This is a genomic window from Gemmatimonadota bacterium (genome assembly GCA_016712265.1).
In the GTDB taxonomy this organism is placed as follows: Bacteria; Gemmatimonadota; Gemmatimonadetes; order Gemmatimonadales; family Gemmatimonadaceae; genus RBC101.
On record JADJRJ010000031.1, the window covers coordinates 501139 to 516249 of the forward strand.

The following is a 15111-nucleotide window of genomic DNA, read 5'->3' on the forward strand; positions in this document are numbered from 1 at the left end:
GTGAACCCCAGCCAGATCAAGCGCGCCCTCGTCCTGGGGGCGCGCGTTGTGTGTGGTGCCGTGCTGCTCAGTGCGGCGTGGGACCTGGTGCAGCTGGCGCGCGTCCGCTCGTGGCCGCGGTATCCCGCGCAGGTGGCGGGGCTGGCCGTGGAAGGGGAAGTGGAGCTGGAGGTGCCGGGCGCCGCGTTCGCGCGCATGGAGGGGGTGCGGCGGCTCGACGATGCCCCGTACACGGATGGCAACGTGCGCATCGTGATTCCGCGACCCGCGTACACGTCGCTGCGATTCCTCGCGCAGGCCTCCGTGGCGGTGGACCCGGCGCGGCCATCGCATGTGCGGCTGGTGACCTGGCAGGAGACCACGTGGCTTCTGGTGGCGAAGGGCATCTGGTTGGCTGTTCTGGCGTGGATCGCACGCGGCGTGGCGGCCACGCGCTGGGGGCGTGATGTCACGTGGCGCGACGGCGCGTGGCAGGACACGGTCGAGTGGGCCGGCGGGTCGCGGGCACCGTCCGTGGTAACGTCGTCACGCGAGGCCAACACGGCCGTGGGGTTCTGGAGCGTCGCCATTGCGGCCTGTGGACTTGCGACGGTGGTGTGGGCCACCTGGAACTGGCGGGCGCACCCGATCGAGGCAGGATCGTCCGCGTTAGGCGCCCTCGCGCTCACCGGGCTGGTGGTGTTCACCCGCGTGGGAACGCGGTCGCGTCGCGTGTGGGGCGACGACGCCGGGGTCGTGGACGCCACGATGCTGCAGGTCACGCGCGTGCCTTGGGTGGCGATGGCGAGTTTCGAGCGGGTGAACCTCGCCAGGGATGCGCAGCGATCGTACGACCGCCGTTCCGGCACGGGTAAGGGACGACGACCCGCCGACCACTGGACCTGGCTGTTGCGCGATGCAGCGGGGACCGAACTGTTGCGCTTATCGGACCAGATGGAGCCGGTCGGCGCGTATCGCGCGCTTCGCGATCGCATCCTCGCCGTCGCGCCGTCGCCCCCCAACGAGGACTGGCCGGCCGAAGATGACGAGGGCGACGACGAGGAAGAGGCGTAGACGGTCGCGGACCCGCCGGCGGTGGAGCTGGAAGCGCTGTTCGCGCCGTAGCTGCTCGGGTGGGGGCAGTGCTCGGTGAGCGCCACAATGTGCCGAGCGGTCGGCGATAGCGCACAGCGGGAATCCGTTGGGCAGATGACGGGTAGATTTGGAGACCCGGTCGAGCCTCCAGACCTTGGCCAGCCCCCACTACCAAGCCCCGGAATCATGCGAGCTGTCCTTTCGCTGCTCTTCGTCGCATCAGCCTCATCGATCGCGCTGCAGGCCCAGCCGCGCGGAGCCGCGGCCCTCGGCCCATTGGTCAGCGGACTCGGAGTCAGTGGGCGCGTATTGGTTATCGCCGCTCATCCGGACGATGAAGACACCCAACTGATCGCGTGGCTGGCGCGCGGTCGGCAGGTGGAGACTGCGTACCTGTCGCTGACGCGAGGCGATGGTGGCCAGAACCTCATCGGGAACGAGTTGGGGGAGCCGCTGGGGGCGATCCGCACGGAGGAGCTGCTCGCGGCCCGTCGGTTGGACGGCGGTCGACAGTATTTCACGCGCGCGTTCGACTTCGGGTTCTCCAAGAACGCACAGGAGACGCTCACGCAGTGGGCGAAGGACAGCATCCTCCGCGATGTGGTGACGGTGGTTCGCGCCTTCCGGCCGCACGTCATCGTGAGCGTGTTTTCCGGCACGCCCGCCGATGGCCATGGCCACCACCAGGTGGCCGGGATCCTGGCGCGCGAGGCGTACGACATTAGCGCGGACACGGTGCGCTTTCCGGCGCGATCAACCGCCGGCCTCGGGGCCTGGACGGTGCCGAAGTTCTACCGGGGTGCCCTCTTCCGGAACCAGGCGCAGGCAACGATCCGGATCAACGTGGGGGAGTATGACCCGTTAGGCGGTCGTTCGTACGCCGAACTGGCGGCGGACTCGCGGTCTCAGCATAAGTCGCAGGCGATGGGGGCGTTGCAGCAGAAGGGGGTGCGGTATGACCAGCTGCTCCGGGAGGCGGCCCGCGTTGGACCGTCGGACGCCCGTTCGGAACGCTCGATCTTCGACGGGGTCGACACGACGTGGGGCCGATTCCGGGACGCCATGCAGACGCCGGCGCAGCGGGCAGCGCTGGCCGCCCTTCCGGCCGCCTTTGCTGCGGCTCGCCGGTCGCTGGATCTCGGGCAGCCGGGGGCGGTGATCCCGGCCCTCGTCGAGGTGCAGCGTTTGCTGTCCACTGTTTGTGGCGCCGCCTCCGGGACCAACCCGTGTGCGACCCTCGCGTCGGACGGGTCACTGGTGGTCCGGCACGCAGACCTCCACGCCTCCGTGGAGAATGCCAGCGTCAGGGTGCATCGTGCGTTTGAGCTCGCGACCGGGGTGGCCGTTGAGGCGGTCGCGGCCCGTGAGGGGTTTGCGACAGGGGAGCCAGTTCGCGTGCGACGCAGTGTGCACAATCGCGGGTCCCTTCCCGTGCGTGTGCTTCGCACGGTCGTGCTCGGTGCCCGCGCGGAGTTCACCCAACTCGCGCTCGACGTGCGTCCCGACTCCACCCTCGGGGATTCACTCTCGCTGGTGATCGATCGCGTGGGTGCCGCCTGGTGGCTCACGCGGCCACGCCAGGGCGCGATGTTCGCTGTCCCGGGGGCGGCGGGCGATGAAGCCGGCCAGCGACCCTCGCCCATGATCGTGACCACCCTCGAGGTTGCGGGCGCCACGTTCAGCACGTGGACTCCGGTGACCTACCGATATGCAGACGCCATTCGCGGGGAGGTGAACCGTCCCATCGTCGCGGCGCCGGCCATCACCCTCACCCTGGAGCGTGAGGTCGAGTATGCGCGCGCCAACGCTCCGTTGCAGCGCACGGTTCGCGTGACGGTGCGATCACACGCCGATGGACCCCGGGAGGTGGCGGTCCGGCTCGACGTGCCCCCCGGTCTCACGGTGGACAGCGCCGTGCGGCGGGTCCAACTGCCGGGCAATGCGCGGGCGGCGACTGCGCAGTCCGCGCCAGCGGCCACCTTCGGCCTGTCCACCGGCACGCAGGGGGACGCGATCGAAGTGGTAACCTTCCAGGTGCGCGGACAACTGAACGCCGGTCGACATGCGATTCGCGCCTCTGCCACGAGCGGCGGGGAGACCTTCACGACCGGCTACACCGCGGTCAGCTACGACCACATCCAGACGCAACGCCTGTTTCGTCCGGCGACGCTCGGGCTCGAGGCCGTCGACCTCAATCTCCCGCGCGTGGCCCGGGTGGCCTACATCAATGGTGTTGGGGACAACAGTGCGCCCATCCTGCAGCAGCTGGGCCTGGATGTCACGGTCATCGACCCCGCTGACCTGATGCGAACGGACCTGTCCCGCTTCACCTCGGTGGTTGTGGGGACGCGCGCCTATGAGGCCTCGCCTGCGCTGGTGTCCGGCAATCCCCGCCTGCTGGCGTACGCCAGGGAGGGTGGAACCCTCGTGGTGCAGTATGGACAGTACGAGATGTTGAACCCGGGGATGATGCCGTTCCCCATCACCCTCGGCCGGCCGGCGGATCGGGTGACCGTGGAGGGCGCACCGGTGCGCGTGCTCGACCCGGCGGCGAGTGTGCTGACCGCCCCCAACACCATCAGCACCCGCGACTTTGACGGATGGACCCAGGACCGGTCGTTGTACATGCCGCGAACCTTCGACCCGGCCTACACGCCGCTGCTCGAGATGAACGATCCCGGGGAAGGGGCAAATCGCGGTGCGCTGCTCGTGGCTCCCTACGGCAAGGGGGTCTACGTCTACACATCGCTTGCCTTCTTTCGACAGCTCCCCGCCGGCGTCCCCGGTGCGGCGCGGCTATTCGTGAACCTGCTGTCGGCCAAGCCGGGGTCGGCGACGCAGTAATGCACATGGACAGCATGGGAGGCCGACGTCGGCCACGGGTGATCATTGTAGGGGGCGGCTTCGGGGGGATCGCCGCGGCCCAGCGCCTGCGCAATGTCGATGTCGACGTCCTCGTCGTGGACCGGCACAATCACTATGTCTTCCAGCCGCTGCTTTACCAGGTGGCGGCGGCTACGCTCGCACCGAGTGACATCGCGGTGCCGATCCGGTGGTACCTGCGGAACCAGGCGAATACGCGCGTGTTGCTGGGTGAGGTCACCGCGATCAACCCCTCCTCGCGTCGCGTGACCATCGACGGGGCACGCGAGGAGCCGTATGACTTCCTGGTGGTCGCGGCTGGCTCTCGCCATGCGTACTTCGGGCGCCCCGAGTGGGAGCCGAATGCCCCCGGCCTCAAGTCGCTCGATGACGCGCTCGAGCTGCGCACGCGCTTTCTCTCCGCCTTCGAGCGGGCGGAGGCGACGGCGGACCTCGAGGAGCGACGCGCCCTGCAGACCATCGTTATCGTCGGGGGCGGGCCGACCGGCGCCGAGTTGGCGGGGATCATGGTGCTGATCGCCCGCAACGTCCTGCGAGGCGACTTTCGGCAGATCGACACCGCGCAGACGCGTGTGATCCTCGTCGAGGGTGGTCCGCGGGTGCTCCCGTCGATGCCCGAGGAACTGTCGGCGCGCGCGCTCACCGACTTGCGCGCCATGGGGGTCGAGGTTCGGCTCAACACCATGGTGACTGAGGTCACGCCAACCCATGTGCGTCTTGGGGATGATGTGGTCCCGACGCGCACGGTGTTCTGGGCCGCGGGCAACCAGGCGTCGTCCCTTGGGCGCCAACTCGGCGCAGCAGTCGACCGAGTCGGTCGCGTCCTCGTGGAGCCGGACCTTTCCGTCGCCGCGCACCCGGAGGTGTTCGTCGTGGGCGACATGGCGGTCACCGCCCAGGCCGATGGTCGTGTCGTCCCCGGGGTGGCACAGGGGGCCATGCAAGGCGGCCGATGCGCGGCCGACAACATTGTGCGGACGATCGAGCGTCGCGCGCGTCGGCCCTTTCGCTACCAGAACCGGGGCGACATGGCAACGCTAGGCAGGCATCGCGCGGTCGCCGACCTGCCCGGGGGGCTGCGGTTCGGCGGAACGGTGGCGTGGCTGCTCTGGCTGTTCCTGCACATCGCCTACCTCGCGGGCTTCCGCAACCGACTGGTCGTGCTCGTCCAGTGGGGCTGGGAATACCTCACCTGGCAGCGCGGCGTGCGTCTCCTGCCCAGTCGTCGCGTGGGCGCCTAGCGCAACACCTGGTTGAAGAAGGCAATCACCCGGTCGACGTTGGTGTCATTCGTGAACTGGGTGCCCCCGTGCCCGGCACCATCGATCACGCTCAGCGACACGTTGGCCGGCCCGATCCCCAGGGGACCACGAAGGGCCGCGTCGAAGATCACGCTCTGGAGGTACGGCACCGTGCAGTCCGCCTTGCCCTGGTGGATCAGGAAGGGTGGGTCATCGGGCGTGATGTAGGTCATCGGGTTGGCCTGTGCGACCAGGTTGGGCACGAGGCCGATTTGCGCGCCCAGCAACTGCGCGGTCTCCGACGTCGCCAACCCCTGCTCGACCGTGCCAGGCGGGTTGCACCCTGCCGCGATCAGCTGCGCGTCCATCTGCAGGAAGTCGGTAGGGCCGAACCAGTCAGCCACGGCCTGCACACGGCTCGACGCCACGGAACTCCCCACCGTGCCTTCCAGTGCGGACACGCCACCCGAGGTGCCGAGCACCGAGACGAGGTGTGCGCCCGCGGACAGCCCCCAGGCACCAAAGCGCGTGCTGTCGAGCCCAAACCGCCGCGCGTTGGCACGGAGGTAGCGCACCGCGCCCTTCACGTCATGGATCTGGGCTGGCCACTTGGCGACTCCGGACAGGCGGTAGCCCACGGTTGCCAGTGCAAATCCCTGCGACAACGCCCGACGCTGGAACGCGCTCGCCGCCAAGGTCTTGTCGCCATTTCGCCAGCCACCGCCGTGTACCCAGATGATCAGGCGGAATGGGCCGTTCCCCGTCGGCGGCAAGAACAGGTCGAGCCGCTGCTGGGACAGGGTGCCATAGGCTTCGTCGAACCAGGTGCGCTGGGTGATGGTTGGCGGCGCTGGCGGGTTCTGGGTGGGTGGTGGAGTCGTCGTGACCGGCGGCGGCGAGACGGTGCCGCCGGAGCTGCACGCGACCAACAGTGCCGTCACGCCCAGGACCCAGGCTGAAGAAAGGGTTCGGCGAGTCATCCCGTATGCGACACGTGGCGGGGAGAGGGCCCCCAAGGTTCGGCGGTGCTACGGAATAGACGCATGCCTGTCCGGCGGGTCAACTCGCGCACGCTGACTGGCGCCCGCCAGTGACGGCGCATACCGTGGCCGTGTGCCCCGAACCCCAACACGTCACTCATGAGACACGCCGGCATCGCCCTCCTGCTGCTCGCCTTTCCCCTGGGTGCCCAATGGACGAATCGGTACCCGCGCAACGCCGGTTTCGGCCACCAGGTGTATCTGGAGGGGTATGAACTACCGATCCTGGCCTCCGGCCCGGGCGATCCCGCGCCATCGCCTGATGGTCGTTCCGTCGCGATCACCCACGGGGGATGGCTCTGGCGGCTCGACCTTGCCAGCGGCACGGCCCAGCGACTGACCAATGCCGGCGGGGTGGATGCGCGCCCGGCGTGGTCTCCCGATGGCCGGTCGCTGGTCTTCGTCCGCGACGACGGGCGGACCCTCGCCGTCATGCTTCGCGACCTCGCGACCGGTGCGGAACGGGAGCTCGACCGTGGGATGGCCATGGACCCGGTCTTCACTCGTGATGGTGCCGCCGTGGTCTACACCAACGTCGAGCCCGGCGGTGATCTCGACCTGCGGCGCATCGAGCTGGCGAGTGGCGCGCGGACGCGCCTGACGACCGAAGCCGGCCTTGAGCTGCGGCCGCAGTTGTTCGCCGGTGGCGACCGGATGGTCTACACATCAAAAACACGCGCCGGTGGCGATCAGGTCCGCCTGCGCACGGACGGCCGCGACGTGGCCCTGTTGACGGGGAGCATCGTGTCGCAGGCGCGCCCGGCGCTATCCCCGGACGGGACGTTGCTCGCCTACAACTGGCCGGGATCGTTCGGCTGGGAGCTGCGGCTGATGTCGATCGACCGACCGGGGCCGTCGGTCCTGCTGCACGCGAAACCACGTGGGCGACCACTGACCCCGGCCTGGAGTCCCGACGGGGGCTCGATCTACTTCACCGAGGGCGATGCGCGGCAACAGCTTCACCTCTACCGGGTGGCCCGTGGTGGTGGGCCGGTGCAGGAGATCCCGGTCCGGACCTGGTCGTACGGCGTGCCCACCGGCAAGCTGCTGTTGGCCACGGCGGGACCCGCCCGCCTGCATGTGGCTGATGCGTCCGGTCATCCGTTGATCCCCGACGTGGGGATGGTGCGCTTCGATGGACAAAACGGACGACCGTTCTTCTACGGCGCCGGCAGTATCGAGTTGGAGGTGCCGGCGGGCGAGGTGCGCGTGACCGCCACCCGCGGGCTGGCGAGTGTACCGGCGCTGGCCACCGGGGTTGTTCGAGCTGGGGAGACCACACGTCTCGTCGCGGCGCCGCAGCGCCTGTGGGAGCCGCAGGGCGCCGGCTGGTTCTCGGGTGACCACCACTTTCACCTGAACTACGGCGGGCAGTTCGACCTCGCCCCGCAGGACCTCGTCCTCCCGATGATGGGCGAGGATCTCGACGTGGGCACGCCGATGCTCGCCAACCTGCACAACCGCTACGAGAACCAGGACCAATGGAACTGGTCGTCGCTCGGCGCACGCCCGATGATCGCCTTCGCGCAGGAGGTGCGGTCGCATTTCCTGGGGCATGTCGGGTTGATCAACACGCGCGACCTCGTCTGGCCGTGGACCTGGGGGCCGGGGTACGAGTCCTACGGCCGCGATGATCGCAGCAATGCCGAGCCACTCGCGGCGGGGCGCGCGCAGGGTGGGATGGGGATCTACGTGCACCCCGTCGCCGGCCAGAGTGCGCCGTTCGCCGACAATGCCCTGGCGTCCATTCCCATCGGGCTCGTTCCCGATGCCGTGATGGGTGCCTTTGACCTGCTCGAGCTGGTCTGCCTGTGGAGCAACACCGTGGGGACGACCGAGCTGTGGTATCGCTTGCTGAACGCCGGCCTGGACATCATGCCCTCCGGCGGCACGGACGTCATGACGGACCTGCACCGTACGATGGCGTTAGGGTCCACGCGCGTGTATGTGCGTCCCCAGGGGGCGATGACCTGGGCGTCATACCTGGCTGCGCTCAAGGCGGGACGCTCGTTCGTGACCACCGGGCCGCTGCTCGAGTTCAGCGCCAACGGGGCAGGGCCGGGCGAGGTCATCGCGGCCGGCGGGAACGTGGATGTGCGACTCACCGTGCATTCCTCGATGCCCGTGGACTCCATTGCCATCGTCGTGAACGGCCGCACGGTCGCGACGGAACCGGCCCCGAAAGCACCGTTCTCGCGGTCCTTCCGCCGCACCGTGCGTGTGCCGAGTGGTGGGTGGGTAGCGGCGCGGGTTGTCGGGCCGGCGGTCGACCAGTGGCCAGCCATGGCGAACATGACCTTCGCCCACACGGCCCCGGTGTGGATTGGCAGCCGCCTGTCCACCGACCCGGACGCGCGTCGCGCAGCGGTCGCCGATCTCAGGCGCGCGATGGCGAATGGTGAGCAGCGACTCGACGCAGGGTACGCGGGAACGCCGATTCCCAACCTCAAAGCGCATTTTGAGGCCGCGCGCACCCGCCTGGACGCCCTGGCGCGCTAGCGTCTACGTCGGTTGACGTATGTCGGGTGGGGGAGGCGGAGCCGAGGTTGGCTTCACTCCACCCGACTCCCATGCGCCGCGCTGTCCTGCTTCTCGCGTTCCTTCTCGTCGATCCCGTTGCCGCACAATCCTGGCGGGTTAACCCCGGGACGAAACTCCGGGTTGTCACACCTACCGGGAGGGTGAGCGGGGAGCTTGGGCGAGCCGGTGCTGATTCGTTGGTGATCCTCACGTCACGCGGGGCCGCGGTGGTTCTCCGCCAGGCGGACCTGCTGAAAGTCGAGATGTGGGGAGGCCGGAGCCGGCTGGCAGGGGCGGGGGCGGGGGCCTTCTGGGGGGCTGGGCTGGGCGGAATGCTCGGCGCGATCGCCGGGAGCGCGAGCTGCACCCCTCCCAACTGCTCGGGGGCCAGCGCTGAGGAGTTGGGGATGTTCGGCGCCTTCACGTCCATCTGGCTCGGCGCGCTCATCGGGGCGGCGGTTGGCCGGGATGTGTGGGTGCCGATGGCACTGCAACTGGGGCCTGCCAGCGGGCCGGCCGGACGTTCAGCCGCCTCGCTCCAATGGTCTGTGCGATTCTGAGGATCGCCCCAGCATTGTGCGCCCGAAATCCCTATACCGGAGATCGTCCATGAAGTGGCAACGATTGTGGCTCAGCGGGTTGATGTTGTGTTGCGGGAACGTGGGGGCCCAGGACATCGGAGTGCTCGTGGGCACGGAGCGATGGTATCCCGGCGACGTGGCCACGGCGCGTCGCGTCGAGGCCTCTCACCGCGGCATCTCCCTGCGCTTGTCGTTGCCGCGTTAGGCGCGTCCGTTACGCGGCGCGACAGGCCGGTGGTGGGTCCAGCGAGTCCTCTGGCCGCATGGGCGACACCTCCAGGAATTGCACGGTTGCTGGCTCGGTGGGAGCGAGGGTGATGGCGACCCGCAGGTCGCCGCGGGCGCAACGCAGCCGCCAGCGTCCACGGAGTGCGTTTTCCACCACAAAGCGCCCCTCCGGGCGGCATTCGCCGCCCACCGATGATACCAGTCGCTCGATCGCCGCCCGGCGCCGGGGCTTCGACTCGTCGAGGTACAGGTTCATCGCTGCGAGGGAATCGGCCAGCGGATCACTCCATGTACCGATGAGACGCGTGACCTGCTCCTTGCGATGGACCAGAATGGGAGCGGGTTGCGGTTCCCGAGGACCCATCGCGCCGGTCCGCGCGAGCACCGCCAATGCCTGGTCCGCCACGCCGCCCCACCCGGTGTAGGTCAGGCTGCCTAACGCGATGATCCCAACGCCGTGTTCCGGCAGCCACCGCATCAGCGACCCGAACCCCGGCAGACCGCCGGAGTGGGAGACCGAGGTGCCGAACAGGCAGGTCTGCCGGATCCCCAGGCCGTAGCCATATCCCCCCGCGCTGAGGGCGAGCGTGCCGTCGGCACTTCGTACGGCGGTCGCCCCGTTGTATCGGGTGACTTGCTGCATCTCGCGCACGGACGCCCGGCGGATCGGGTATAACTCGGCGCCGTCGCGGGCCGGGAAGGCGTCGAGCATGAGCGCCACCCAGCGGCCAAGGTCGGCGATGGAGGTGAGCATCCCGCCCATGGGGCCAAAGGCCCCGTCCGGCAGCTGCGGTTCCTCCAGCCACTCGCCGTCCTGTCGCCGATACCCGTGGGCGAGCCTCGCCGGGGGAACGTCCGCCGCCTGCAGCGTGGTGGACGTCATGCCTAACGGCCGGAGGACCCGCTGCTGCAGGTAGCGCGGATACGGCATCCCCGACACGTTCGCGACGATCCGTCCGAGGATGGCGAAGCCGAAGTTGGAGTACTCGTAGGACGTCCCGGGCGAGGTGGAGAACGGGATCCCCTTGCGGATCATTGCCGACAGCTGGGCGTCAGTGGCCGAGAGCTGCTGGTCCCCCCAGGGGTTGTCCTCGGGGAACCCCTCGGAGTGCGAGAGGAGGTGGCGGATGGTGATCTTCGGCGAGTCGCTCGTCGGGTACTTGAGCGTGCGCAGCTCCGGGACGTACCGCTCGGCGGGGTCTTCCAGCGAGAGGCGGCCAGCATCCCGGAGTTGGAGAATCGAGAGCGCCGCGAAGCTCTTGCTCATCGAGGCGATGCGGAAGACCGTCGAGGTATCGACCGCGGCGCCGGCCTTCACGTCGCGCAGGCCGTGGACGGACACGTGGACGACCTTGCCGTCGACGATGATCCCCCAGGCCGCGCCCGGGACGTTGGACCGTGCGACGAAGTCGCGCATGAGGCGGTCGACGTCCGGGAATGCGGCGGTCAGCTTCGCCAGGCGGTCCGGGTCGCGAAAGGTCGGGGCGGGAGCCCTGGACGACTGCGCAACGAGTAGGGCAGGGACGAGCGGGACGAGGCAGATGGCGCGCATATCACAATCGCTGGGGATAGCGAAGTGTGTCCCCGGGCGCGGCCGTCTGCCAGAGTAGTGGGGTACGGCCGCGCGGTCCCGTGGAGGCTACGGCCTCACGATCTTCCCTGGGAGGCTACGGCCTCACGATCTTCCCAATGAAGAGCACGGTCCCCGACAGCCGCTCGCGAATCGCAAACACGAACGGACGGTCGATGCGGATCGATGGCGGGAGCGAGGTCACACCGATCCCAACCGACGTCACGGCGGCTGCCTCGGTACCCTCCTCGTTGACATCCACAAAGGTCTTTTGCTTGACCTCCGAGACATAGAGGTCGCGGCCCATGGTCGGGGAGAGGCGCGTGAAGTCCGCGCCGCCCTCAATGAACGCCTGTCGCATGCCGAGTGCTTGCAGTTCGTTGTTCAGGCGGTCTTCCCATTCCAGCTTGAACTTCGGGAAGACGAGGTCGTAGCCGGGCTCCGTGAGCGTCGCGCTGAAACTCGCCCAGGTCGCCGGGGTGAGGCTCGCGATGAACGTGTTGATGTCCACGTTCAAGGCGGGCATGGCCACCGTCATCACAAACGCGTCCCCACCGTAGGGCAGCTCGACGACCTGGGTCCCGTTCAGTTGCGCCGCGCGGTAGCCACCCTTCCGCGTCATCAACTTCGCCGTCACCTGCTGACCGCGGTGGGTCGTGAATGGCCCGTCGCCGGTGCGCTGGGGGTCAAAGCTGTCGCGCCACGCTCCCTTGAAGTAGGTCGCGTTGATCAGGTACATGACCAGCTCCGGTGGGATCTGGTCCAGGATCTTCGTGATCTTGCCGTTGGTACTCGTGTTCACCCAGCTGTTGATCGTGGTCAGGGCCTGGGGGCTCGCGAAGTCGAGCCCGCTGGCCTCGGCGTCGAAGAACGTCCGGGTATCGGCCAGGAAGGCCGGCGCGACCGCACTGGCAAACGAATTCCGGTACCAGATCGAGTTGGCAATCCGGAAGTCGACGGTCTTGTCCAGCCCGCGGAGCATCGTCACCAGTCCCTGGTAACTCGCATTCAGCTCGGACAGCGGGCGATCCGGGAGGTTCAATGCACCACGCATCTCGTCGTAGGTGCTGTTCGAGGCGCCGTTCAAGGTCATCCCGAGCGCCATCGTCGCGCTCAACGGCGAGATGAAGACGTTGCTGTCCGCGAAGGTCTTGTTCACCTCCCGCAACAGCCCGATCCCAAACCCGGTTGTCGAGGCGGCGAGGGCCTGCTCGGTCGTGTTCAGCTGGCGCGGCAGCGCCGTGATCGGCGCGGGCTTGCCCTGGGGATCGGTCGGGTCGGCGCAGGCCATGGCGGCCGCACACACGAGGGAGAAACGAATCAGTCGCATGACGAAGCGGGAAGGAAGTCATCGGGGCGACACATGGCAGCCTTCCGTACCCCGATCCCCTCGCCCCGTGCCGCTGGTCAGCGGCGGATCGCCGTGGTCTCCAGGAGGGCCTCGCGCACCGCCTTCGCCTTCCCTGCGCGCTCGAGGGCCTGCCAGAGTCGCTCCACGGTCTCGGCGTCCACGAGCCCGGATGGCGAGCTCTGCGGACCGGCCAGCCCAGCATCCACCCGGAACGCGTCGACCGCGGCGATCGTCTCAGCGGTATACAGCATGGCATCGGCGCCGCGCCCAAGCGTTGTTTCGTTGGGCCGAAAGCGGCCGAGCGCGTGGAGCATCACCTTGAGTTGCCAGATGTCGTTGCCGGCAAACTGTTGGAGGGTACGGAAGCCAAGAGTCTGCGAGACCGCGTCGTAGATTCGGCGCAACTCGCCAACGGGTTCGGGATGCTCGCACACGTTGATGTTGACCGTGATCCCGTCGTTGCGGCGCGAGCGGCCCGGGCGATTGTCGGCGACCACGACCGCGGCTGACTGCACGCGACCATGTCGGGCGTCGCCCCCCTGCGCATGTCCGGCCGCCAGCGCCTCAATGAGCCGGTCGGCGAGGTGGCGGGGTTGGCCTTCTGTGGCTTCAAAGGAAGTTGCGACGGCGTCCACGACCTGCTTGCCGACGAGGATATTTCCCTGCGTCACGTAGTTGGTCCCGGCGCGGTGCCCGGCCCACTGCTGGGGACCCGAGCCGGTGTGTTGCGCGCTCTTTCCGTTGAGCGCGATGACCCCGATCTGTCGCGATTGCGCCCCGCTGTCCGCCGCCATGAGGCGGCGCAGCGCAACGTCCGGTGCCTCGCCAGCGGCGAGCGCGCCCAGCAATTCCTCGCCGTACTGGGTGCGGGTGCTGGCCTGGGTTGCCACCGCGCCCACTCCGGCCCGGACCCACGGTACGCCGTTCCCGACGCAGGCCACGCGCGTCGTGACGGCGACCCCCACCTCACCTGTACGTGGATCGATCGCGGCGATCGAGAAGGTGCTGAACGTCAGGTTCTGCCGGTTCCAGGAGATGGGTTCCTGGGCGCCAATCGATCCAGCGATCAGGAGGGGTAGGAAACGACGCATCGGATATCGTGGTTTGAGGTGGTTCGAGATGCCGAGCCTTCTGGCGCATTGGCGCGCTCCCATGCGCCCATTGGTTGCCACGACTCGCCCGTATGGTCGCGCCGTCTGCCGTCTATCCCTTCGGCTTCCCCGCATACTGATCCATCCCGATGCCGAGCAACAGCGTAGCGGCGACGAAGGACGCCGAGAAAAAGTAGGGCGCCGAGGTGCCGATCGCGTCAAACGACCAACCGAAGAAGAGCGGGGCGATCACGCGCGACGCACCGCCAAATGTCTGTTGCAATCCCATGTAGAGGCCGCGTTCCGTGTTCGGGATCACCCGCGAGAGCATGGCCGTCACGCAGGGAAAGGTGAACGCGGTGCCGAGCGGGAGCAGCGCCACGGCGAGCGCCAGCACCCCAATGTTTGGAGAGAGGGGCATTCCCAGCAGCCCCACGGTCAGCAGCACGATCCCGATTCGGCTGAGTCGCGCCTCGCCGAACCGGTCCACGGCGCGCCCCAGGAGCAGCACGCGCGTGAAGACGGAGATCGCCCCGATGTACATGAAGAACAACCCGATCGACTGGGCGGTGATCCCGAATCGCGCGTTCAGGAAGAGTGCGAGCACGGTATTCACACCCTGAAAGGCCCCGATCGCAATGGCATAGATCAGGATGAGGCGCGAGGAGGGTTCTGAAGAATGCGCGAGGACGCGCCACGCCGCGGCCCGGGACGACGCACGTGGCCGGTCTCCCGTGTGGACGTGCCGACTCTCCTGCAAGTACTTCCAAGCGAACCCCATCGTGGTGAGGCAGAGCAGGGCAGCAACCATCCCCGGGGCCGCGCGGCCCATGCGAAACTCGCTGATCCCCGGGGCCAGGTCTTGCTGCCCGAGAGTCACCGCCAGCGAGCCAAGGACCGGACCGAGGGCGACACCGAGGTTCGTGGCGGCAGACAACCAGCCGAGGGCGCGCGCGCGGTCGGCCGGTTCTGTGGTGTCGGCCACGTACGCCTGGATCACTCCCACCGTGCCGCCTCCCGCGCCCTGCACGAGCCGGGAGAGGAACAGCACCACCAGCGAGGTCGCAAACCCGAAGATGAGGTAGGAAATGGCCGACGCGCCTAACGCGATCAACAGGGCCGGACGCCGTCCATGCTTGTCCGAGTAGCGGCCCCACATGGGAGCGCTGGCCAGCTGGGCGATGGTGAAGGCGGAGACGATGATCCCCGTCACCGTCCCGATCCCGAGGGTCATCCCCGCCCACTGGACACCATCGTCCCCCGCCAGCTCCTTCACGTAAAAGGGCATCAGAGGGATGATCATCAGCACGCCGGCCATGTCGAGGAACGCCGTGGCCATGAGCGTGAAGAGCCTGGGCGGGATCTTCCGGACCTCCTGCACCAGAACGTACAGCAAGCCGGCCCCCACGAGGCCCGCCAGGGCGAGGAGCCACGGGGACTGCGTAGCGGTGGTCAGCTGCACGCTGTCGCCCAGGTGATGGGGAGCGGCGAATCTGCGCACGCCACGTCGGCGCACTCGGTGTGGGCCAGAC

The 15111-nt window shown here is 68.4% G+C and carries 11 protein-coding genes; 6 read left to right on the forward strand and 5 right to left on the reverse strand.

The window, feature by feature from the left end; genetic code table 11:
• From IPK85_23125 to IPK85_23135, 3 genes are all read left to right on the forward strand, one after another.
• Positions 1 to 1053, forward strand: coding sequence for a hypothetical protein (locus IPK85_23125; protein ID MBK8250258.1), 1053 nt, complete (start codon positions 1 to 3; stop codon positions 1051 to 1053).
• 207 nt (positions 1054 to 1260) lie between these two features.
• On the forward strand, positions 1261 to 3918 hold the full coding sequence (locus tag IPK85_23130) for a PIG-L family deacetylase (GenBank protein ID MBK8250259.1): 2658 nt from the start codon (positions 1261 to 1263) through the stop codon (positions 3916 to 3918).
• A gap of 5 nt (positions 3919 to 3923) precedes the next feature.
• The gene (locus IPK85_23135; GenBank protein MBK8250260.1) at positions 3924 to 5198 is read left to right on the forward strand and encodes an NAD(P)/FAD-dependent oxidoreductase; all 1275 of its coding nucleotides are present in this window, start codon (positions 3924 to 3926) and stop codon (positions 5196 to 5198) included.
• Here the strand turns inward: IPK85_23135 and IPK85_23140 are convergent.
• Positions 5195 to 6178 carry an alpha/beta hydrolase gene (locus IPK85_23140; GenBank protein MBK8250261.1) on the reverse strand — a complete coding sequence of 328 codons (984 nt, stop codon included), beginning with the start codon at positions 6176 to 6178 and terminating at the stop codon, positions 5195 to 5197. The two genes, IPK85_23135 and IPK85_23140, sit on opposite strands and share 4 nt — an antisense overlap.
• A 159-nt stretch (positions 6179 to 6337) precedes the next feature.
• Here IPK85_23140 and IPK85_23145 point away from each other — a divergent pair, with 159 nt between their 5' ends.
• The 3 genes from IPK85_23145 to IPK85_23155 all read left to right on the forward strand — a co-directional run bounded on the left by IPK85_23145 (position 6338) and on the right by IPK85_23155 (position 9544).
• Positions 6338 to 8737: a CehA/McbA family metallohydrolase gene (locus IPK85_23145; GenBank protein ID MBK8250262.1), complete on the forward strand. Its 2400-nt coding sequence runs from the start codon at positions 6338 to 6340 to the stop codon at positions 8735 to 8737.
• 71 nt (positions 8738 to 8808) lie between these two features.
• Positions 8809 to 9318 carry a hypothetical protein gene (locus tag IPK85_23150; protein MBK8250263.1) on the forward strand — a complete coding sequence of 170 codons (510 nt, stop codon included), beginning with the start codon at positions 8809 to 8811 and terminating at the stop codon, positions 9316 to 9318.
• Positions 9319 to 9367: 49 nt separating this feature from the next.
• Positions 9368 to 9544, forward strand: coding sequence for a hypothetical protein (locus IPK85_23155; protein ID MBK8250264.1), 177 nt, complete (start codon positions 9368 to 9370; stop codon positions 9542 to 9544).
• A gap of 9 nt (positions 9545 to 9553) precedes the next feature.
• Here IPK85_23155 and IPK85_23160 read toward each other — a convergent pair whose 3' ends face one another.
• The 4 genes from IPK85_23160 to IPK85_23175 form a co-directional block, all read right to left on the reverse strand.
• The gene (locus tag IPK85_23160; GenBank protein ID MBK8250265.1) at positions 9554 to 11119 is read right to left on the reverse strand and encodes a beta-lactamase family protein; all 1566 of its coding nucleotides are present in this window, start codon (positions 11117 to 11119) and stop codon (positions 9554 to 9556) included.
• A 115-nt stretch (positions 11120 to 11234) separates the two neighbouring features.
• The gene (locus IPK85_23165) at positions 11235 to 12467 is read right to left on the reverse strand and encodes a serpin family protein (GenBank protein ID MBK8250266.1); all 1233 of its coding nucleotides are present in this window, start codon (positions 12465 to 12467) and stop codon (positions 11235 to 11237) included.
• A gap of 77 nt (positions 12468 to 12544) precedes the next feature.
• A complete protein-coding gene (locus IPK85_23170; protein MBK8250267.1) occupies positions 12545 to 13579 on the reverse strand; it encodes a DUF1028 domain-containing protein in 1035 nt (344 codons plus the stop codon).
• A gap of 112 nt (positions 13580 to 13691) precedes the next feature.
• Positions 13692 to 15080, reverse strand: coding sequence for an MFS transporter (locus tag IPK85_23175; protein MBK8250268.1), 1389 nt, complete (start codon positions 15078 to 15080; stop codon positions 13692 to 13694).
• Positions 15081 to 15111: the final 31 nt, after the last annotated feature.

Coding starts and splice junctions, on each gene's coding strand:
- IPK85_23130 (MBK8250259.1), top strand. CDS start 1,261: ATGCGAGCTGTCCTTTCGCTGCTCTTCGTCGCATCAGCCTCATCGATC.
- IPK85_23135 (MBK8250260.1), top strand. CDS start 3,924: ATGGACAGCATGGGAGGCCGACGTCGGCCACGGGTGATCATTGTAGGG.
- IPK85_23140 (MBK8250261.1), bottom strand. CDS start 6,178: ATGACTCGCCGAACCCTTTCTTCAGCCTGGGTCCTGGGCGTGACGGCA.
- IPK85_23145 (MBK8250262.1), top strand. CDS start 6,338: ATGAGACACGCCGGCATCGCCCTCCTGCTGCTCGCCTTTCCCCTGGGT.
- IPK85_23150 (MBK8250263.1), top strand. CDS start 8,809: ATGCGCCGCGCTGTCCTGCTTCTCGCGTTCCTTCTCGTCGATCCCGTT.
- IPK85_23155 (MBK8250264.1), top strand. CDS start 9,368: ATGAAGTGGCAACGATTGTGGCTCAGCGGGTTGATGTTGTGTTGCGGG.
- IPK85_23160 (MBK8250265.1), bottom strand. CDS start 11,119: ATGCGCGCCATCTGCCTCGTCCCGCTCGTCCCTGCCCTACTCGTTGCG.
- IPK85_23165 (MBK8250266.1), bottom strand. CDS start 12,467: ATGCGACTGATTCGTTTCTCCCTCGTGTGTGCGGCCGCCATGGCCTGC.
- IPK85_23170 (MBK8250267.1), bottom strand. CDS start 13,579: ATGCGTCGTTTCCTACCCCTCCTGATCGCTGGATCGATTGGCGCCCAG.